The 18,973-nt window shown below is 66.4% G+C and carries 23 protein-coding genes and 1 tRNA gene; 8 read left to right on the top strand and 16 right to left on the bottom strand.

Features of this window, described 5'->3' with window-relative positions; translation table 11 throughout:
* From ACEVFP_RS19265 to ACEVFP_RS19255, 3 genes are all read left to right on the top strand, one after another.
* Complete coding sequence (locus tag ACEVFP_RS19265; RefSeq protein ID WP_375001141.1) at positions 1-771, top strand: SDR family NAD(P)-dependent oxidoreductase; 771 nt, start codon at positions 1-3, stop codon at positions 769-771.
* A gap of 85 nt (positions 772-856) precedes the next feature.
* Positions 857-1,618: an enoyl-CoA hydratase/isomerase family protein gene (locus ACEVFP_RS19260; protein ID WP_375001140.1), complete on the top strand. Its 762-nt coding sequence runs from the start codon at positions 857-859 to the stop codon at positions 1,616-1,618.
* Between the two features lie 117 nt (positions 1,619-1,735).
* Positions 1,736-2,524 carry an SDR family oxidoreductase gene (locus ACEVFP_RS19255; RefSeq protein ID WP_375001139.1) on the top strand — a complete coding sequence of 263 codons (789 nt, stop codon included), beginning with the start codon at positions 1,736-1,738 and terminating at the stop codon, positions 2,522-2,524.
* Between the two features lie 135 nt (positions 2,525-2,659).
* Here ACEVFP_RS19255 and ACEVFP_RS19250 read toward each other — a convergent pair whose 3' ends face one another.
* The 5 genes from ACEVFP_RS19250 to ACEVFP_RS19230 form a co-directional block, all read right to left on the bottom strand.
* Entirely contained in the window at positions 2,660-3,280 is a 621-nt protein-coding gene (locus ACEVFP_RS19250) for a response regulator (protein ID WP_375001138.1), read from the bottom strand.
* Positions 3,277-4,491 carry a sensor histidine kinase gene (locus tag ACEVFP_RS19245; RefSeq protein WP_375001137.1) on the bottom strand — a complete coding sequence of 405 codons (1,215 nt, stop codon included), beginning with the start codon at positions 4,489-4,491 and terminating at the stop codon, positions 3,277-3,279. Before ACEVFP_RS19245 ends, ACEVFP_RS19250 begins: the two co-directional genes overlap by 4 nt.
* Positions 4,488-5,294, bottom strand: coding sequence for an ABC transporter permease (locus ACEVFP_RS19240; protein ID WP_375001136.1), 807 nt, complete (start codon positions 5,292-5,294; stop codon positions 4,488-4,490). Before ACEVFP_RS19240 ends, ACEVFP_RS19245 begins: the two co-directional genes overlap by 4 nt.
* Positions 5,291-6,304 (bottom strand): ABC transporter ATP-binding protein, encoded by a 1,014-nt coding sequence (locus ACEVFP_RS19235; protein WP_375001135.1) that lies wholly within the window; start codon positions 6,302-6,304, stop codon positions 5,291-5,293. The genes ACEVFP_RS19240 and ACEVFP_RS19235 overlap by 4 nt, the downstream gene beginning before the upstream one ends.
* A 362-nt stretch (positions 6,305-6,666) precedes the next feature.
* Positions 6,667-7,296, bottom strand: coding sequence for a nucleoside/nucleotide kinase family protein (locus ACEVFP_RS19230; RefSeq protein ID WP_375001134.1), 630 nt, complete (start codon positions 7,294-7,296; stop codon positions 6,667-6,669).
* Positions 7,297-7,373: 77 nt separating this feature from the next.
* Between ACEVFP_RS19230 and ACEVFP_RS19225 the strand changes: the two genes are divergently transcribed.
* The 5 genes from ACEVFP_RS19225 (at position 7,374) to ACEVFP_RS19205 (ending at position 8,838) form a co-directional block, all read left to right on the top strand.
* A complete protein-coding gene (locus ACEVFP_RS19225; RefSeq protein ID WP_375001133.1) occupies positions 7,374-7,715 on the top strand; it encodes a PadR family transcriptional regulator in 342 nt (113 codons plus the stop codon).
* Positions 7,712-7,945 carry a hypothetical protein gene (locus tag ACEVFP_RS19220; protein WP_375001132.1) on the top strand — a complete coding sequence of 78 codons (234 nt, stop codon included), beginning with the start codon at positions 7,712-7,714 and terminating at the stop codon, positions 7,943-7,945. Before ACEVFP_RS19225 ends, ACEVFP_RS19220 begins: the two co-directional genes overlap by 4 nt.
* 76 nt (positions 7,946-8,021) lie before the next feature.
* Positions 8,022-8,282: a hypothetical protein gene (locus tag ACEVFP_RS19215; protein ID WP_375001131.1), complete on the top strand. Its 261-nt coding sequence runs from the start codon at positions 8,022-8,024 to the stop codon at positions 8,280-8,282.
* On the top strand, positions 8,273-8,713 hold the full coding sequence (locus ACEVFP_RS19210; RefSeq protein ID WP_375001130.1) for a hypothetical protein: 441 nt from the start codon (positions 8,273-8,275) through the stop codon (positions 8,711-8,713). The genes ACEVFP_RS19215 and ACEVFP_RS19210 overlap by 10 nt, the downstream gene beginning before the upstream one ends.
* Before the next feature lie 38 nt (positions 8,714-8,751).
* A tRNA-Ser gene (locus tag ACEVFP_RS19205) sits at positions 8,752-8,838 on the top strand.
* A 354-nt stretch (positions 8,839-9,192) separates the two neighbouring features.
* Here ACEVFP_RS19205 and ACEVFP_RS19200 read toward each other — a convergent pair.
* The 11 genes from ACEVFP_RS19200 to ACEVFP_RS19150 all read right to left on the bottom strand — a co-directional run bounded on the left by ACEVFP_RS19200 (position 9,193) and on the right by ACEVFP_RS19150 (position 18,914).
* Entirely contained in the window at positions 9,193-10,923 is a 1,731-nt protein-coding gene (locus tag ACEVFP_RS19200; RefSeq protein WP_375001129.1) for a DUF2326 domain-containing protein, read from the bottom strand.
* On the bottom strand, positions 10,913-11,161 hold the full coding sequence (locus tag ACEVFP_RS19195) for an ABC-three component system middle component 6 (RefSeq protein ID WP_375001128.1): 249 nt from the start codon (positions 11,159-11,161) through the stop codon (positions 10,913-10,915). The genes ACEVFP_RS19200 and ACEVFP_RS19195 overlap by 11 nt, the downstream gene beginning before the upstream one ends.
* Positions 11,139-11,927 (bottom strand): ABC-three component system protein, encoded by a 789-nt coding sequence (locus ACEVFP_RS19190; protein WP_375001127.1) that lies wholly within the window; start codon positions 11,925-11,927, stop codon positions 11,139-11,141. The genes ACEVFP_RS19195 and ACEVFP_RS19190 overlap by 23 nt, the downstream gene beginning before the upstream one ends.
* Positions 11,928-12,130: 203 nt before the next feature.
* Positions 12,131-12,820 carry a tyrosine-type recombinase/integrase gene (locus ACEVFP_RS19185; RefSeq protein ID WP_375001126.1) on the bottom strand — a complete coding sequence of 230 codons (690 nt, stop codon included), beginning with the start codon at positions 12,818-12,820 and terminating at the stop codon, positions 12,131-12,133.
* A 126-nt stretch (positions 12,821-12,946) separates the two neighbouring features.
* A complete protein-coding gene (locus tag ACEVFP_RS19180) occupies positions 12,947-13,252 on the bottom strand; it encodes an Arm DNA-binding domain-containing protein (RefSeq protein ID WP_375001125.1) in 306 nt (101 codons plus the stop codon).
* Between the two features lie 60 nt (positions 13,253-13,312).
* Positions 13,313-14,026 carry a hypothetical protein gene (locus ACEVFP_RS19175; protein WP_375001124.1) on the bottom strand — a complete coding sequence of 238 codons (714 nt, stop codon included), beginning with the start codon at positions 14,024-14,026 and terminating at the stop codon, positions 13,313-13,315.
* The gene (locus ACEVFP_RS19170; RefSeq protein WP_375001123.1) at positions 14,023-14,730 is read right to left on the bottom strand and encodes an excisionase family DNA-binding protein; all 708 of its coding nucleotides are present in this window, start codon (positions 14,728-14,730) and stop codon (positions 14,023-14,025) included. Before ACEVFP_RS19170 ends, ACEVFP_RS19175 begins: the two co-directional genes overlap by 4 nt.
* Before the next feature lie 78 nt (positions 14,731-14,808).
* Complete coding sequence (locus ACEVFP_RS19165) at positions 14,809-16,164, bottom strand: MFS transporter (RefSeq protein WP_375001122.1); 1,356 nt, start codon at positions 16,162-16,164, stop codon at positions 14,809-14,811.
* A gap of 49 nt (positions 16,165-16,213) precedes the next feature.
* Positions 16,214-17,245, bottom strand: coding sequence for an ADP-ribosylglycohydrolase family protein (locus ACEVFP_RS19160; protein WP_375001121.1), 1,032 nt, complete (start codon positions 17,243-17,245; stop codon positions 16,214-16,216).
* On the bottom strand, positions 17,242-18,192 hold the full coding sequence (locus ACEVFP_RS19155) for a carbohydrate kinase family protein (protein WP_375001120.1): 951 nt from the start codon (positions 18,190-18,192) through the stop codon (positions 17,242-17,244). Before ACEVFP_RS19155 ends, ACEVFP_RS19160 begins: the two co-directional genes overlap by 4 nt.
* Before the next feature lie 2 nt (positions 18,193-18,194).
* Entirely contained in the window at positions 18,195-18,914 is a 720-nt protein-coding gene (locus ACEVFP_RS19150) for a GntR family transcriptional regulator (protein WP_375001119.1), read from the bottom strand.
* Positions 18,915-18,973: the final 59 nt, after the last annotated feature.

The raw sequence follows: 18,973 nt of genomic DNA, 5'->3' as shown, positions 1-18,973 counted from the left end.
GTGGAGAGTGAGACCGTGGTGGGGAACGGCCGTGCGATCGCAATCACGTTGGCTCGTCATGGTGCTCGACTCGCGTTGGTGGACCGTGACGAGGAGTCGCTGAAAGGGACCGCCGAGATCGTTCGGTCCGAGGGATCGGAGTGCGTTGAGATCGTCGCGGACATCTCATCGGAGGATGCGTGCGCCCGAATCGCCTCCGAGAGCCTGCAGGCTCTCGGCCACATCGATGTGCTGTGCAACAACGTTGGCATTGGTGACGGAGACTCCTCGATCGGCAAGCTCGATGTGGAAGCCTGGGACCGCATCCATCGAGTGAACCTGCGGGGCATGACGCTGACCTGCAAGCACGTGCTCCCCTCGATGATTGAACGTCGCACCGGCAGCATCGTCAGTATCTCGTCTATCGCGGCCGAGGCGACAACCCCGCTGATCGCCTACTCCACTGCCAAGGCTGGCGTCAATGCGCTCAGCAAGAGCATCGCGAGCACTCATGCGCGATTCGGCATCCGTAGCAATGTCGTGATGCCGGGTCTCATTCACACCCCCTTGGGCGTGGGGAGTGTCCAACGCAAGCTGGGGCTTCCCGTCGACGAAATCGTCGAGGGCCGCAACCAACGAGTGCCGCTCGGTCATCAGATGGGTACTGGATGGGATGTAGCGAACGCCGTGCTGTTCTTCGCGTCGCCAGAGTCGCGTTTTGTCAGCGGAGCGGTCCTGCCGGTCGACGGCGCGCAGATCACGCAGGTCGGAGTGGGCGTCTATGGCAGCTGAGGGCAGGGTTGACTCCCCGGGCACGGAGAGTGCCTCCTCATCGTCTGAGCTCGTCCTCCTGAGCCAGCCCTGCGAAGGCGTTTGGATGCTGACGTTGAATCGGGCGGAGAAGCTCAACGCTCTCAACGCAGAGCTGGTGACGGCCCTCCACCGCGCGATCGACGTCGTCGCTGCCGATCGCGCCTGCCGCGCCGTCGTTCTCACCGGGGCCGGAGCAGCCTTTTGTGCTGGCCTTGACCTGAAGGCTTGGGACGACCGCGGGCCGCTCGATCCGGTCGAGGACCCACTCGTGGCGTTGGACCGGCAACGGCAGATCGCTGCTTTGACCACTCGGATCCATGCATTGCCGCATCCGGTCATCGCCGCGGTCAACGGAGCTGCCGCTGGAGGTGGCTTGGCCCTGGCACTGGCTTGCGATGTGCGGTTCGCAGGGACGGAGGCATTCTTCGCTGCGTCCTTCATCCGGGCCGGGTACTCGGGTTGCGACGTCGGAGTCTCGTGGTTGTTGCCTCGAATCGTCGGTGCAGGCCGCGCTCATGAGTGGATGCTCACCGGACGTCGCTTCGATGCTGCCGAGGCGGAACGAGCAGGACTCCTGACGCAGGTGGTCACTGCCGGCTCCTTGATTCAGACTGCACTGGATTCGGCTGAAACGATCAAGCTGAATCCACCAGCCTCGGTCTCGCTGACCAAGCAGGGGATGTGGCTGGCCCTCGAGACAGCCTCTCTCGAGGCGACAGTGGAGCTGGAGAATCGCCAGCAGGTCCTGCTCGGCATGACGCAGGACGCCCGTGAGGCTCGAGAAGCTTTCCTGGGCAAGCGACAGCCCGTCTATCAGCGCCGCTGATTCGGAACCGGTGATGATCGGCGATCAGCAACGGACGGTGTGGCATGCCGTGACCCAAACGACCGCGCACTCACGCGCACCTGGATGACATGCAGAACAGGACAGAAAGAGGCTGACATGGAACTTCAGCACAAGGTGGCCTTCATCGCGGGTGGCACCAGTGGCATCAATCTCGAGATCGCAAAGGCCTACGCCGTTCGGGGAGCCCGTGTCGCCGTGCTGAGCCGCCAACAACAGAAGGTGACTCAAGCAGTCGAGCAGCTCTCCGCAAGCACGCCCTGCCTCGGCTTCGCTGCCGACGTGCGTGATGCTGCATCGGTGGCGCAGGCCCTGACCGAGGTCGTCGACACGTGGGGCGGGATCGACATCGTCATCTCGGGCGCGGCGGGCAACTTCAGCGCTGCGGCGTCGGATCTCTCGTCCAATGGGTTCAAGTCGGTCGTGGACATCGATCTCCTCGGCACCTTCAATGTCCTGCGGGCTGCGTGGCCACACCTCAACAAGCCGGGCGCGACCGTGGTCAACATCTCAGCAGCGCAGTCATGGCTGCCCACGCAGGGGCAGGCGCATGTTGGCGCCGCGAAGGCCGGTGTCGATCAGCTCACCCGAACGCTTGCGCTCGAATGGGGGCCGGAAGGAGTTCGTGTCAATGCTGTAGCACCTGGGCCGGTGCACGGCACGGAGGGAATGTCACGCCTGGCCCCCACCGCGGCAAGCGAAGAGGCATGGACGCAGGCTATTCCCCTCCGACGCTGGGCGACAGCCCAAGACGTGACGGATGCTGTGCTTTGGCTGACGTCGGACCAAGCAAGTTTCGTTACCGGGGTTGTGGTGGCGGTTGATGGTGGCCTCGCCCTCGGGGGCTCCTCGGCCATCAGCAACGCGATGCTCGCTTCCCGTCATTGAGGTGAGGTGCGTGCCATGGAACTCGTGGTGCAGAGTTCTCATCGCCGTACTCAGCCGTCGGCGGCCTGGTGCTTCGGTGGGAGGTCCGCGAGAACGTGAGCGGCCTCCTACGGTGAGGACATCGAGTCCGGGCCCTCAGATCCAGCCGAGCTCGCGGGCCTTGAGCGCGGCCTCGTAGCGGTTGGCGACTGCGAGCTTGGCCATGGCTGAGGAGAGGTAGTTGCGTGTGGTGCCGACGGCCAGGTGCGCGCGCCCAGCGATCTCCTCCACCGAGGCGCCGTCGAGCGCGTACTCCAGGACGTCCGCCTCGCGGGGCGTCAGCGCCGACTCGCCGGCGCTGATCGCCTCCGCCGCGAGCGTCGGGTCCACGTACCGACCACCGTCGTGCACCGTGCGGATCACCTCGGCGAGCGTGGACGCGGAGGTCGTCTTGGGCAGGAACCCTCGAACCCCCGCGGCGAGCGCCCGCTTGAGGTGGGCGGGCCGACCGTGACTGGTGACGATGAGGACGGCGGCGCCGGGCGTGAGCTCCAGCAGCCGGACGGCGGTGTCGATGCCGTCCAGGCCGGGCATCTGCAGGTCGAGCACCGCCACGGCAACCGGCTCGTCTGCGTCGACGCGCTGCTGCCAGCTGGTCAGCAGCTTCTCTCCGGAGTCGACGTGCTCCACGACGTGGAGGTCGGGCTCGAGGTCGAGCATCGTGGCGAGGGCGGTGCGGATCAGCGTCTCGTCGTCGGCCATGAGCACCGGGATCATGGGCTCTCCCATCGCACCTGGAGGACGTAGCGGTCGTCCTCGACAGCCGTGCTCATCGTGGCACCCACCGCGTCGAGACGCTCGGCCAGACCGATGTGGCCCGAACGGGCGGGACCGACGTCGCCCGCGTCGTCATTGGTCAGGGTCATGCCCTCGGGCCCGAGGGCGAGCGTGGCCTGGCTGGCGGAGGTGTGCTTGACGATGTTGGTGGTCCCTTCGCGCACCACCCAGGCGGCCACCTCGTGGAACTCCTGCGGGACGCGGTCGGCCTCGCCCTCCACGCTCAGCCGGCACCCGGCGGCCGAGAGCAGCGAGCGTGCGCCGGCCACCTCGGAGGCGAGGCTGATGTCGCGGTAGCCACGCACCAGGGTTCGCATCTGCTCCATCGACTCCACGGCCAGTGCCTTGACCTCGTCCATCTCGGCGGTGGCGCGGCCGGTGTCCCCGGCCCGGCTGAGCGTGGCGGCCAGCTCGCTCTTGACCGCGACAGCGGAGAACCCGCGGCCCACGACGTCGTGCAGGTCGCGGGCGAAACGCAGCCGCTCCTGCGTGACCTGGAGCTCGGCCTCCACGGAGCGGGCGTGCTCGAGGTCCTCCACCACCTGCAGTCCCCACAGGGTGAGCAACGTGACGGCCACCATGAAGACACTGAGCGCTGCGGCCGGAAGGGCCGTCGTGACGACGCCGGCCGGCCAGTCACCGTAGGCGAGCCCGGCCAGGACGCCGAGCCCCACGGCGATCCACCACCGGTGGCGCAGGAAGGTGACCAGTGCCATCGCGGCGACCAGCAGGGTGATGATGCCGACGGTGCGCGCGTCGTCGATGCGACTGTCCTCGTCGGTGGTGCGAACGATGACCGTGTTGATGACGGACACCGCGATCAGCAGCGCGGCTCCCAGCCGTCGGGCCCACCGCCGTCGCGGAGTGACCGGCCGCCCCGACAGCTCCGGCTGGGACTCCAGTGCCAGCACTGCCGCCAACGCGACGACCAGCAGCGCGAGGCTCTGCCACGGGCCACGCACCGAGAAGGCCATCGTGACGGCGACGCCGCCGAGGGCCACCTCGGAGGTGAGACGGGTGTAGATCCGGAAGCGTTCGGGATCGGAGAGCCCGTCCCACCAGGCCCTCCACCCGGCGGGGGTGCCGGGCCGTGGGCGGCGCTCGGACCCGGCGGGGGTGCCGGGCTGTGGGCGGCGAACAGTACCGCTCACCCGCGGTCGTCCCACCGGAAGCTGCGCCTCGTCAGCACGAGGGCCAGGACCGTCCATGCGACCAGTGTGACAACCGGCTGCCCCATCTCGCCGAAGGTGCCCATGAAGTCGTGCACTGGGCCGGACCCGATCGCGAGCTTGCCGTCGACGCCCAGGCTGACGAGGTCGCCGATGGCGGCGAAGGGCGTCCAGTCGACGATCTCGGCCATCCGGTCGGGCAGGATGCTGCGGATCGTGCCCATGCCCATCGTCGCCAGCGCGATCACCGGAAGGGAGGTGACCTGCGCGGCCTCGGCGTTCTTGGTGAAGGCCGCGGTGAGCAGCGCGAGTGCCGAGAAGACGACGACCCCACCGAGGAGCGCCACGAGGAGCGCGACGACGTTTACCGGTGCCGGTGCGCCGCTGCCGTAGACGATCGCGGCCATGACGAGCGCACCGATGATGATCAGCAGCGCGCCGGGGAAGGCGGGTGCGGTCTTGATCTGCCAGTCGGCGGCCTCACCCGTGCGCAGTCGTTTCAGCACGCCCTCGCCGCGGCGGGTGGTCACGAGCGAGAGCACCGAGTAGTACTGCACGAAGATCAGGCCGATGTAGGCGAACATCTCCAGTGTCAGCGTCGCCATCTCCGCCGGTGAGGCGTCCTGGCGTCGCGCGAGGATGTACGTCATCAGCGGGATGCCGATGGGGAAGGCCGTCCCCATGAACATGAGGGTGCGGTTGCGTCGGAACTGCAGGTACTCGGCCTTGGCGAGCGCCGTCAGGGGCCGCAGGCGCGAGGTCGGTGTGGGGGCCGTGATGGTCATGCGAAGGCTCCTGTCGTGGTGGCGGTGCTGGGCTGGCCGTCGGGCTCCGCGGGTGCCTTGTCGTCGTGGGCGACGTCGAGGAACACCGACTCCAGGGAGGCCGCGTGAGCCTCCAGGCCGGACAGTTCCAGCTGGTGGTGGTCGGCCCACTGCAGGACCTCGGCGAGGTGGCGCTGCAGGTCGTGCGTGGAGATCACGACGCGGGCGCCGGCATCGACCTTCGCGTCGGTCAGCGTGGGCAGGGTGAGCCCCGGGTGGTCGAAGGCGATGCGTGAGGCGTGCTGGTCGACGATCTCGCGCAGCGTCCCGCTCCGGACGACGGCGCCGCGGTGCATGATCGCGATCCGGTCGGCGAGCGACTCGGCCTCGTCGAGGTAGTGGGTGGTGAGCACCATGGTCACGCCGTCGGCCTTGAGATCGGCCAGCAGCTGCCAGGTGCGGCGGCGGCTCTCCGGGTCCAGGCCGGTGGTGGGCTCGTCGAGGAACAGCAGGCGCGGCTGCCCCAGCAGTGCGCACGCGAGGTCGACGCGTCGCTGCTCGCCTCCGGAGAGGGAGCCGACGCGGACGTCGAGGCGATGCTGGAGGTCCACGCGCTGCACGACGTCGTCGACGGTCGTCGGCGTGCTGGTCGTGCCGCGCCACATCTGGAGTGTCTCGCGCACCGTGAGCTCGGCGGGCAGGCCGCCGGACTGCAGCATCGTGCCCACGAGTGGCCGGACCATGCGGCGCTCGGCCAGCGGGTCCATCCCGAAGACCTGCACCGTGCCCCCGCTCGGGGCGGCGAGCCCCTCCAGGAGGTCGAAGGTGGAGGTCTTGCCCGCGCCGTTGGTGCCGAGGAGGGCATAGACCTCGCCCTCGCGGACGTCGAAGTCGAGGCCCTTGACGGCCTCGTAGGCGTCGGATCCCTGGCCGTAGACGCGGCGCAGGCCTCGGGCGCTGATGACGGTGTCGTTGGCTGCGGGGTCGGTGTTCGCGGTGGCCGTGTCCGTGGTCTTTGGGGAGGCGCTCATCGGATGCCCCACAGGTGCTGTCGGATGGTCCGGTGAGCATCGATCAGCTCGGCGAGGCGGAGCTCACGAGTGGGCCGCGGCCGGCGGGTCGAGTGGGTGCGTCGTGTGTTCATGTCCTCACTCTCGTCGGCTCGCGCGCCCGGCAGTAGTGAGCGCAGTCATCAGCTCAGGTGCGTGCGTTCACGGCCCACCCATGAGAAATGTCATCGTCGCGGAGTCATGGTTGCTGAGCGTTCTCGGTGGTCGAGTGCGACGCGAGCTCTGCGAGCGGTGTATCGAGACCACGTCGGTGAGTGCGTTGTTGGCCGTGGTGTATCGAGACCACATTGACGAGGGCTACGTGAGCTCGCCCGCCCCACCGCCTACGTCGCGATGACGAGGTCCGCGGAGCCGCGGCGGGCCAGCACGCGTTGTGCGTTGGGCTCGTCGACGGCGTCGACCCAGGCCTGCGCCTCGTCGCGGCTCTTGCCGTACTTCACGTGCCGGCCGACGAGGCGGGCTCGGCGGCGGTCCTCGTCGAGATCGACGAACCACACCTCGTCGAGCTCTGCCCGCACCAGTGGCCACGGCTCGGCCTCGTCCAGCAGGTAGTTGCCCTCGGTCACCACGATCCGGACCGGTGGGGCCACCGTGACGACCGCGGCGATCGGCTGCTCCAGCGTCCGCTCGAACCCCGGTGCCAGGACGTCGTGGTCCGTCTCCTCCCGGACCCGTCGGAGCAGGGCGAGATAGCCGTGGGCGTCGAAGGTCTCGGCTGCGCCCTTGCGCTGCAGCAGACCGCGTTCGGCCAGCGCGACGTCGGCGAGGTGGAAGCCGTCCATGGGCACTCGGGCAGCGGGCATTCCGGCGGCGTCGAGGCGGGAGACCAGCCGCTGGGCCAGGGAGGTCTTGCCCGAGCCCGGTGCGCCGACGATGCCGAGGACCGTCCGGTGGCGGTCGCCGCTCAAGGAGGTGGCGCGAGCAACGAGGGCGTCGAGATCGGGCGTCGGCACCTCTCCATCCTCGCAGGACGAGCCACACAGTGCTGTGCAGTGGACATTACTGTGTGACACACAGTAATGTGTGGAGCATGAGCACGGACGACATCGTGAGGACCCATCTGCAGGAGCTGCGCCGCGGCACCGTGGTGGTGGCCAGCCTCAGCGCGTTGAAGGAGCCGGGCCACGGCTACGGGCTGTTGCAGACGCTTGGTGAGTACGGCTTCAGCGTCGACGCCAACACGCTCTATCCGTTGCTGCGTCGGCTCGAGGACCAGGGGCTCCTGACGAGCGAGTGGAACACCGAGGAGGCGCGGCCGCGCAAGGTCTACCGGACCAGCGCCGCTGGGGAGTCGGTCCTCGGCGTGCTGCTCGAGGACATCGAGAACGTCCACCAGTCCATCAAGAAGCTGACCGAGGGGAACAGGTCATGAACGACCGGCAGCGAGTGCACGAGAGCAACATCGTCGACCGATACGTCCACGCCACCTTGCGAACCGTCCCGAAGGGCCGCCGCCGTGAGATCGGTGCGGAGCTGCGCGCCCTGATCGACGACATGGTCGAGTCCCGGACGCAGGACGGGGAGCCGGCCGGGGTGGCCGAGCACGCCGTGCTGACCGAGCTCGGCAACCCGACCGCCTGGCGAGCCAGTACAGCGGGATGAACCAGGTGCTCATCGGCCCGCGCTACTTCCTGATCTGGTGGCGCCTGCTGATCAGGCTGTTCATCATCGTGCCGGGGTGATCGCGGTCATCATCGTCGTCCTCGGCGTCGTGGACGGTGAGCCGTTCGGGACCATCATCGGCGGCGCGATCGGGGACGCTCTGGGCATCGCGATCCAGGTGGCCTTCTGGACGACGCTGACCTTTGCGCTGATCGACCGATTCGGGACCGAGGCGGAGGCGCCGGTGTGGAGCGTCGATGAGATCCCGGACCTCCGGCCAGCCGCACGGTCTCCGCGACGGAGACGATCCTCGCGATCACCTTCTACGTGGCCGTGATCGTGGTGACCGTCCTGCAGCACTTCCGCCCCTGCGCCACCGACGACGCCGGCGAGCAGGTGACGGTGCTGGACCCGGACCTGTGGTCGTTCTGGCTGCCGTTTCTCCTGGTCGTCGTCGCGCTGAGCATCGTGCTCGAGGTGGTCAAGTACACGAAGGGCGACTGGACCTTCCGGCTGGCGACGGTCAATGCCGCCCTGGGTGCCGCGCTCGCCATCCCGGCGGCCTGGCTGCTCACCCAGGAGCAGCTGTTCTCCGAGGGCTTCGTCGCTGCGGTGGGCATGACGCCGCAGGTCGAGGCAAACCTCGGCACCGGCATCGCGGCAGGCATCGTGCTGCTGGTCGCGTGGGACGCCATCGACGGCTTCATGAAGGCGTCCCGGGCGCACGCCCGCCCCGCTCCCGGGTCCGGCATTGATGCCCCGGCCTGATTCGGGACAGGCATCGGCTGTCCGGTAGGGTACCCGGCGGTGGCGTGTCCGAGCGGCCGAAGGTGCATCACTCGAAATGATGTGTGGGGTCAAACCCACCGTGGGTTCAAATCCCACCGCCACCGCCCTGGGGAGACCCCCGATTTTGTCTGGAATCCCAGCAAAGTCGGGGGTCTTCGCATCTCCGCGAAGGCCCGTTTGGGCACGCTTTTCTCACGATGCGGATGAGATTGAGACGTGCCAGGTGAACTGGACGAGGTCGCGAGCGCGGGGATGAGGGGCCAAGAGTCAGTCGGCGCCGCCACCGACGACTTGCGGCCTACCGCCCCGAATGACGCACGCCGGACCGAGGCGTATTGAGTCGCGCGGCGCATGCCAGCAATCATGCAACGCTCAAGACCTCGCGTGCCTGATGAACGTTCACGACTCCGAGCGGCTGTCCGGCCTGCATGTCTTCGAGTTCTTGAGTTACCACCCGGTCAGAACCTGACACCGAGGATTCCGCCCTCTTCTGTGTCCATGACTTCTCGGACTACGCATGATCTGAACCAGTCAGACTTCAATACGCTGCCGTCGACGTCGTTGCTGTTCAACGTGCAGACATACTGCAGTCCCGATGCAGTAGTTAGCTCCTGTGCCATCGTCAATGCAGAAGCGACCTGTCGTGGATCAACTCCATCGAAGAGCGATGAGTCATGCGCCAGGAAGTCAGGATGGTGTCCGGTGACCATGCCTTCTTCCAGGAGAGCGAGGTCGAAGCAGAATGTCTTCATCTTGCTGACGCCTGTGCTGTTTTGGCCTGGGACCTCAATCTTGAACACATAACCCGAGTCGTCGACGGCGGCCTGTAGGACTCCGCCGAAGCCGTACAAGGCGCGCATGCGCTGATCAAAACGGACAGAGATGCGATCGAGCTCGTCGCGCGTTGCCTCCAACTTGGATTGCGTCACCTGTCGGAGCTGAGCACGCTCGACTTTCAGACGCTCGGACTCGATGGTCACGTTCCGTGCCTGATCAAGGCTGACATCGATCTCGTGCAATCGTCGTTCGAGCCCAGAAACTTCATCACGGAGCGCGATGAGTTCCTCCAACGCCCCTCCCGCATTGACGGCGCGCATCACGTCGTCTCTCTGGCTGGCGAGAGCTGTCATCTCAGTCGATCGCGTCTCTAAGCGCGCGGTAGTTTCGCTGATCGCCGTCTCCAGATACTGACCTCGATTCCGAGCAAGCACGTCGTGAAACTCTCTTACGTCCTCAATGCGGCGGCGAATCACTGGGTCGAGCTGTATGCCCACTTGCTCGTAGACGTCAGCAACGTCGGACCAGACCAATTCAGGGCCACGTTCGAGTGCGTCGCGGAGAGACGAACGGTACAGATCAGCCATGCGCTGGTCGACAAGCTGCTCATCGCGAAGAGTCGCGAGCCGGGCAGTTAGGGCATTGGCGCGGTCGACCAGGCCATCTGGATCTTCAAGTATCTCGAATCCATCGACGCGGCCGGTCAGTGTCGAAAGCTCGGATGAGATCGAGGATTTCTCCATGAGGAGGGTCGCCTCGCTATCGCCCACCCCGATGAGGCCCCGCGCAAGGGCTTCATCGACAGCTTTCAGGGAATCGATGTCGCGGTTAACTTCGCGAAGCCCGTATACGTCTTCCCAGTCGAGACCAAGCATGAAGGCCACGTGCTGACGCGAGCTCCAAGCTGGTTGCACAGGAATGACCTTGAGCGGATCCTTGCCAGGGTCCATCCGGATCACGTAATTGAACAGCGTACGAACCGAGATCCCATACGAACGTGCGCTGACCTCGGGCTCTAGCCCGAAGAGTGCGAGCCCGAGTAGATCCTTCCAGTCGCTCGCTTTGAGGCGACCCTCTGTCAGGAACAGGCTGACTGATTCAGTCATGGCGGCCGGGTACTCGATGTCGAGTGTTCCTGGGTCATCAAGGCCGCGGGTCACCGAAACTTGCGCACCTAGAAGGTCGAGGTCGAGCTGGAACCGCCATCCTTCATTGCGCAGCCCATTGAGCTGCCGGGCTGCGTCACCGCCGAGCATGAAATGGAGTATGTGGAGCAACGTCGACTTGCCGCGGGCGTTTCGACTATCGGTCGTGCCAGCAGCCTCTGACCGTTCAGCAAGGACGACGTTCAGACCCGACTTGAAGTCAATCGGAGTGAAAGTCGACTTGTTCGACGAGATCCTACGAAGCATGCCGAGTGGTCCTCGTGATCGACGTACCGGTCAGGTCTACTGCTCCGATCATGAAGAGGAAGTCCAGCGTCAGAACGAAGGTGGCGAAGTCGAAGTCATCGGGGTTCCGTTCGCGGGCCAGGGCAAAGAGCATCGCAACGGGAAGGCTCGCCTCAGAGAGAATGCCCAGCAGCAGGGTTCCCTGTCCGAGCAATGAGCGGCGCAGCGGCGTGTGCTTACTTGGTAGAACCTGGCGCACTCTCGAACACCTCGCATCGCTCAAACAGGTAGACCACCACGGCAAGCGCGGCGGCTTGTCGATTCGCATTTACCGTTGCCCCGTGATGCTCCATCGCGGTCCAGACAAGATGGTCGAAGATTCCGTCGGAATCCAATCCCTCACCCACAGCCTCGAAGTACGCCGCCTTGAACCGCGCTGAGAGTCGCTCCCCGAGCCCGGCGTCGATGTTCCTCATCGCGTCGATGTAGGTGGCAACGGTCCCTACAAGTGCCATTCCGTCCGAGATGGACGCGCGGGAGTCGTCTCCGAGTCCATTTAGCTCGATCTTGTCGTTCACGTCGAGCGGCATCTGTACGGATCCTGGAGTCGCTGACACGCCTGCGAGTGAGGCGCAGACTGCTTCCAGTTCGGCGAAGCCGATCTGGCCAAGCGCGGTTCGCACGCTTCGTCGCACGAGTGCTTCATGGTTCCTCTTGGCGCCCAAGAGGTACTGGGTGGTGTGGAAGTGGAGTTGGTTGTCGATTGCGTCGTGATGAGTGCCGCATAGAAAGATGAGGTTGTCGATAGACGACCTCTCGGCGTCCGTCATGCTCGCGTCGTAGCGGGGGCCGCCGGGACTGGCAGCGGCTATGTGAGCAACCTTGCCGACCACCTTCGACTCGTCTTCTGGGTGGGCCGCTTCAAAGGTCAGGGCGTCGCCACACTTGGGGTACGCGCAGGCATTCCCATTGCGCAGCGCCAAGTTCTTCTCGATCCTCGGCGATACGTGAGGTCTCGGCGACATGCGCCGAGACTAAGTGGTCGATGGGTCAAAGTGTCGGGACCGCGCGGATCCGCATGGCCTCATACATGAAACGACCGCTATGTGGGGACGGGCTCTAGGTTTGGGCCCTGCGTCATTTCGCCGCGTAGGACTCACTGGTTCGGGTGAGCTGTTCTCTTAGATCCTCGTCCGCTCCGTCGTGGGCGTACCGTGTCGCGGCGCGTCTAGGTGAGCGCGCGCAAGGCGGCTTCGTTCATCGCGACCGCTACGGCGTCGAGGTCGTCCTCGAAGAGGTCGGCGTAGACGTCCAGGGTCATGGCCGCCGACTTGTGCCCGAGCATGCGTTGGACCGCCTTGGCGTTGGCGCCTAAGGAGATGGCCAACGACGCTGCGGTGTGGCGGAGGTCGTGGGGAGTGACGCGAGGGATGCCCGCGCGGCGGACGGCGCCGGCGAACCAGCCTCCGGATGAGCCGTCGGTCCGGGTGCGCCGTCGCAGGTTGCCATCAGGGCCGGGGAACAGCAGCGCGTCGGGCGGCTTGCCCGCGCACGCGCGGTCGAACAGTGGGTCCAGCATCTGGATGTAGGGGACTGAGTGGCGCTCGTGGTTCTTCGGCGTGCCGATGTGGATCTCGGTGCCGACCTCGACGGTGTTCCGCTCGATCGAGAGTCTGCGTCTGGTGGTGTCGACGTCACGCACACGCAGCGCGATCATCTCGCCCCACCGGATGCCGGTGTAGGCGAGAACGAGCACGATGCCAGCGGACTCACCGGCTTCTTGTGCGAGGCGCTCGACCTGCCGGTGGTTGAGGTAGACGCGGCCTCGCGTGGCCCTGCGTTTGGTCTTCACACCCTTGGCCGGGTTGGCGAGGATGCGTCGGTCGGCGACGGCGTCGTCGAGGATGGACGACAGCACGCCGTAGGCGCGCTTGACCGTCGTCGCTGACCGGTCTGCGCCGATCGCGGCGACCCAGTTCTGGATGGCGGTGCGGCTGATGTCGCTGACGCGGACATCGCGCCAGCGCGGCTGGACGTGAACGCGTCACCCGACTTTGAGCGCCAGCAGGGACGACGGCTTGAGGTGGGCGCTTTGGCGGGTGAGCCAGTCCGGGCCGAGCTCGCCGATGGTCACCTGGCCGGCCCGGTGGGCGATGAACTCGCCGCGGTACTTCTGGACCTCCACGGCGGCAGCGAACTGCTCGGCATCGCGCTTGGTCCTGAAGCCTCGCCTCTTGGTCTGCTTGTGCTCGGGCATCCGGAAGCGCACCTGGTACCGCTTGCCGTCGTACGCCTCGATAGTCGCCACGTTGGTCACCGAGAGAAGCTCCGCGACGTCCGTCGGTGCCACCAGCCGTCCATCACTTGGTTAGTCCAGCTGGAAGCCTTGGGGGCGAGGAACGTGGAGGAGTCAGGGCAACAGGATCTGCTGGAGCCGTGCCAGGCCGCTGCGGACGTCAGGCGCGAGGTGGAGCGCGACCGGGTCAGCCTGGATCGCCTCCACCATCTGGGCGAGGTACCTCTTCTCCCTCCTGGCGAGGTCCGCTCCGCGTAGGTCCCCAGCATTCAGCATCGAGGCGAGCACGGCGAAGTCTTGCCTGTGTCGGTCCCGACCTTCACCGACCGTGTGTGCTGCGGCCTTGGCGATGAGTGAGCCAACGAGGGTGGGCCGTCGAACCGTGCCGACTCGGCCGGCGAGCTCGACCGCGATGTCCTCGGAACGGTTCAGGACGAGCACAGCACCGGGTGTGCCCACGGTCGGCGCTCCGGTGACGGTCAGGAAGGTCTTGCGCTCGCCGAGCTTGTTGCTGATCAGCACGTCGATCTGCGCCCGGTCCTTCTGCCAACGGTGCTGATGGCCGCTGCCGCTGGTGAGCGGTTCGAACCCCGCGTCGACGAGACCGGCCGTGAAGTCCTTGAGGATCGACGGATGGGACTTGGCATCGAGAAGCGCATCGGCGTCATCGGTCGACCGCAAGGGGAAGGTGCCACGCTCAGCGCAGTGGAGGTGGACCATCTGCCCGCCGACGACGGTCCATCGGCCGCGTAACGCCTCGTGCAGGTCCATCAGGGCGTGCCACGACTCGGCCATGGAGTCGGTCGTGGGAGGCAGCGTCACGGTCACGGGCGCCGCCGCCCGAAGACGAGGTCCTCGTCGTAGTCGCCGGACTCGATCCATTCGGCGAGGACGACGTGAGCCTGGCCGTCCTCGCGTCCGGCACGGTAGTCGGCCAGGTCGGCAGCGATCAGCACCGGCGAGATCGGGGGAACACGTCGTGCAACGTGGACGATGAGGTTCGCGGGAACCGACGAGTCGGCATCCACGGCGAAGTGCTCGGCGAAGAACGGCGCGGCCAGCTGCTCGTCCACATAGCCCTCGCCCATCCCGGGGGACGCCATGCCCGCGCGAGGATCGGAGACGCCGGACGCGGCGAGGCGATGGTCGGCCATCGCGTCGCCGAGGTCCGCTGCGGCGACGGACTTCTCGAGGCGATCGGCACGGTGGGGCAGCCACGACCTCAAGAGGCCCGCGGGGTCGCCACCGGAGGACACCTCGCGGACGAGCCGGACCATGCGAGCCCGCAGCCGCGAGACGTTCCGCGCATCCAGCGAGGGGCGGGAGCCGGCGGCCAGCTCCAGGAAGCCTCTTGCCATCTCGGGTGAGAGCGGACGGCCGAGGGGAACACGTCGGTGTGCGAGGTCGACCTCGTTGATCGACCAGGAGCGGCCGACCCGCTCGGCCGGGAGGCTCCGGTCGGCGATCATCTGCAGCACGCGCTGGCGGGACACGCCCAGGCGTTCCGCTGCTTCTGAGACTCCGACCGACATTCCTTTAGATTGCCACTTCCCTTGTCAAGTGACAAGGGAAGTGGCAATTGTTGGAGAGTTGACGGGGTGCTGAGCCGCTCAGAGGCGTCGTTCGGCTAGCTCGCGCTCGACCTGGGGATAGATCTTCTCCAGCCGGTAGATGCTGAAGAGCACGATGAGTGCCAGGAAGAGAACCATGGGAATGTAGATGAAGACGGCGTTGATGGCTGTGATGGCCGAGTCCGGCTGCACGTCGTTCAGACCGCTGTAGCCGGCGGCTCCCATGATCCATCCGAGCAGCGCGGCTCCGAGGCCGTAGCCCGCCTTCTGTCCCATGCTGCCGGCGCTGTACAGCACTCCCTCGACTCGCCGGCCGGTCCGCCACTCCCCGTACTCGATGGTGTCAGGGAGCATTCCCCAGATCGCACCGAAGATGGGAATCCGTCCGATGCCTCGGATGATCGAGCCGGCGATCGCCAGGTTGAGGTTCGTCGGGTCGATCGCGATCATGGCGGAACCGACGACGAACAGGACCGCTCCCACGATCATCGGGGCGATCTTGCCGAACCGTCGGTACACCGGCTGCATGAACAGCATTCCGATGAGTGCCGGGATGTAGAGCATGAACGAGATGGTTGCGGCGATGCCGGCGTCGCCGAGCAGGTACCGGGCGTAGTAGGCGGTACCGCCCGTGAACAGCGACTCCGCGACGCTGAAGACGATGAATATGGCGAACAGCAGCAGCCAGTACCTGTTGCGTAGGGCCAGTCCCAGCGTCTCGCGCAGACCGGGCTGGTCGTCGGTTGCCTGGGTGTCCTCGATGCGTTCGCGGGTGTTGTTGAAGGTGAGGAAGAACAGTGCAGTGGCGATGGCGCCGAAGATCACGAAGGTGATGACCCATGCCCGCTGATCTCCTCCCAGCGCATCGACCATCGGAAGAGTGAGGACGGTGACCAGGATCACACCGAGGGTCGCTCCGAACATGCGGGTGACGTTGAGTCGGGATCGCTCCGTGTAGTTGCGAGTAATCCTGGTGTTCAGGGTCCCGTAGGGGATCACCACCGCCGTGAAGGCGATGATCAGCATGTTGTAGCTGATCGCGATGTATGCCAACGTCGCCCCGGGGCCGACGTCTGGAACACAGAAGACCAGGACCAGCGCGACGGTGAACGGCACCGCGGCCCACAGGATCCAAGGCCGGGCCTTGCCCCACCGTGACTTGGTGCGGTCTACCACGGCACCCATCAGGACATCCGTGATCCCGTCCAGCAGTCGGGACAAGAGGATGATGGTGCCGACAGCGGCGGCCGCCGCCCCGATGACCTCGGTGTAGAAGAAGACGACGTACGTGGCCATCGCGCCCCAGGCGATGTTGGTCGCCAGGTCACCTGCTCCGAAGGAGAGCCGTTCGGTGGGGCCGACCTTCGCGAACTCGTGCTGCTGCTTGCTCGACATGGAACTACCTCACCGATCTCTCGACTGGACATTCACGTTCGACGGACAGTCACTGACGTGCGGCGCTCAGCAGCTGGGCAGCCACATCGGCGAGGTCGAGGTCGTTGGCGGTCTCGACCTCGCCGATGACCTCGGTGGGGATCGCCTCGATGCCCCTGTACGCGCCGGCGACTGCTGCGCCCATGCAGCCGATGGTGTCGCTGTCGCCACCAGCGTTGGCGGCCAGCTGAGCGACCCTGATGGGGTCGCCGGCGCCGGCCACGAAGAATCCGATCGCGGCTGGGACGGCTTCGGCGGCGGGCAGCCCGACGCCGATCTCGTCGGAGATGAGTTCGATCGCGTGCGTGTCATCTCGCGCCGCGACCGCGAGCTGGGCCGCGCGCTCGATCCGACGCGGGACCGAGGCGCCAGGTACATCGCGTCCTCGCTCGCAGCCGATCCGAGCGCCCTCGTCGGCGGCCTCGACCGCGGACTTGACGATGTCTGTCAGCTCCACGCCGGGGGAACATGCCCGTGCCACGGCGGCGGCGATCGCCGTCGCTCCGGCGACGCCCGCGGTCGTGTTGTGGCTCGGGACACACGAGGTGTAGGCCGCCTCCAGCAGGCCCCGGGGATCGGCATGGTGGAACAGGCCGATCGGTGCGACGCGCATCGCCGCACCGTTGCTGGAACCTTGGGTCATGATTGACCCGGAGCGGCCGACCTTCAGTGGGTCGTCACCCCGTGCGAGCCGTTCGATGGCGGCACGCGTCGTCGGTCCGGCGAAGTGAGGGAAGTAGTTGGGGTTGGCGGACCACCTGACCAGTAGGTCTGCCATGTCAGCCGCGCTCAGGGCGTTCCCGCGGCTCGCCAGGAGCTGGGCGAGCATCAGCATCTGACTGGAGTCGTCGGTGATCTGTGCAGCCTTGCGTCCCTTGGCGTAGGGGGCCTCCGGCAGCGGAGCGTGGAAGTCGGTGACGTAGCCGCCGAAGGCCTTCTGGATCTGTCGGCGGCTGAGCTCCTCGGTCGGTGCGCCGAGTGCATCGGCGATGCAGCCGGCGGCCAGTGATCCGTGAAACTTGGATTGCAGGTCGGTTGTCACGCAGGAGCCCTTTCTGTGGTCACGTCGATCGTGGGTTGGTTCTGGGGCAGGTGTTCGAGGTAGGTCCGTGAGCCGATGTGCAGCACGCACGAGGTGGCGTGTGCGACGGCTCGTTGCAAGCTCTTCGCCGGGTCCGCGCCACCGAGACGAGACCCGAGGAACGCGCCGGCGAGGGCGTCGCCGGCCCCTGTCGTATCGACGGCCTGCACCGGATCAGTGCATTGCGCGCGGTGGACCCGGCCGTCGGCGTCGGAGTGGAGAGCGCCTGCCGCGCCGCTGCTGACGACCACCTCGAGCGGGCCGAGGGCATGGATGGCGCGAGCCGCGTGGAGCGGGTCCGGAGCCCACTTCTGAGCGGCGGCACCGTTGAGGAAGACGACGTCGGTGTGGCCCAGTAGCCGTCGCAGCTCCTCCTGCTCCGGCTCGAAGGCGTCGGGCTCGAGGTCGATGGCCGTGCGACAGCCGGCAGCAGTGGCCAGCTCGGCCAGCTCGGCCGCCCAGACGAGATCGTCGGCCAGGGGCATCACGTAGTCGGCGTCGGCGAACACTCCGGGGTGGATCTCCGTCACCTCGGGTACCTTGATGCCGGTGTCCGCGCCTACCAGGGCCTTCTCGCCGGTCGGATCCAGCTGTACGAAGCACATCCACGTCGCTCGTTCAGGGTCGCGGACACTGCGCCGCAGCTCGACGCCGTAGCTGACGAGCTCGCGATAGACCGCGTCCGTTTGCGGGCCGACACCGGTCTTGGTGACCAGCTCGACAGGGACCCGCTGGACTGCGGCCGCAGCAGCGACGTTCGCGCTCATCCCGCCGCCGTAGATGCCGACCAGCTGGCCAATCGCCTTGTTGTCATGTCCGGCGATGTGTGGGACCCGGACGAAGTGGTCGACGCTGGCGTCGCCGATCACCGCGAGCCTCTCGGGAGCTCTGACCTCGGGGCCGGGCACGTTCAGCCGATCAGTTCGTTCTTCAGGTCGATCTCCAGGTGATAGAGGTCGCCGTTCAGCAGGTAGCGCGTGTACTCCATCGGTTGGCGGTCGCCACCGATGGAGACGCGTTCGCGCAGTAGTGCCGCCGTCCCCGGGGGCACGTCGAGACGGGACGCGGTGGAGTCGACGAGGTTGACCGCTCGGACCTTCTCATGGGCGGAGAAGGGCTGGGCGTCACGCACGGTAAGGAAGGCGTACAGCGAGTCGCCGGTGAACTCATCGAAGTCCACTCCCGCAAGCGCCGGTAGGTAGTGCTCCAGGAAGACCAGCGGTCGGTCGTCGCAGAGGTAGCGCCGTTCGATGTGGCGGACCGGGTCGCCGGGCATCAGGCCGAGCGCGTCGGCGACTGTCTCGTCGGCGTCGATTCTCTGGTTGGTCAGAAGTTCCGGGCGCAGAACGAACCCGGCCTGTCGGAGCTCGCGTCCCAGGCCCAGCATCGGACTCATCGCCCGAACGCGGTTGGAGGCGACGACACTGCCTCGGCCGTGGAACCTCTCGATCAGTCCTAGACGTTGCAGCTCCAGCAAGGCGCGTCGGACCGAGGTCTGAGAGACCTCGTACTTGTGCTGCAGCTGGCTCTCGGAGGGCAGCCAGTCACCGGGCGTGAGTGTGCCACTCAGGATGTCGCGCTGTATGTCGCCCTGGATCGTTCGATACAGCGACCCGTTGTTCCGTGCCATCCACTTAGTGTACTCAGTGCTAAGAGTGTGCACATCGGGGGATGGTTCCGGGTCCGTGA

It is taken from the genome of Aeromicrobium sp. CTD01-1L150 (assembly GCF_041951745.1).
Lineage (GTDB): Bacteria > Actinomycetota > Actinomycetes > Propionibacteriales > Nocardioidaceae > Aeromicrobium.
This window is presented reverse-complemented; position numbering and strand designations above follow the sequence as displayed.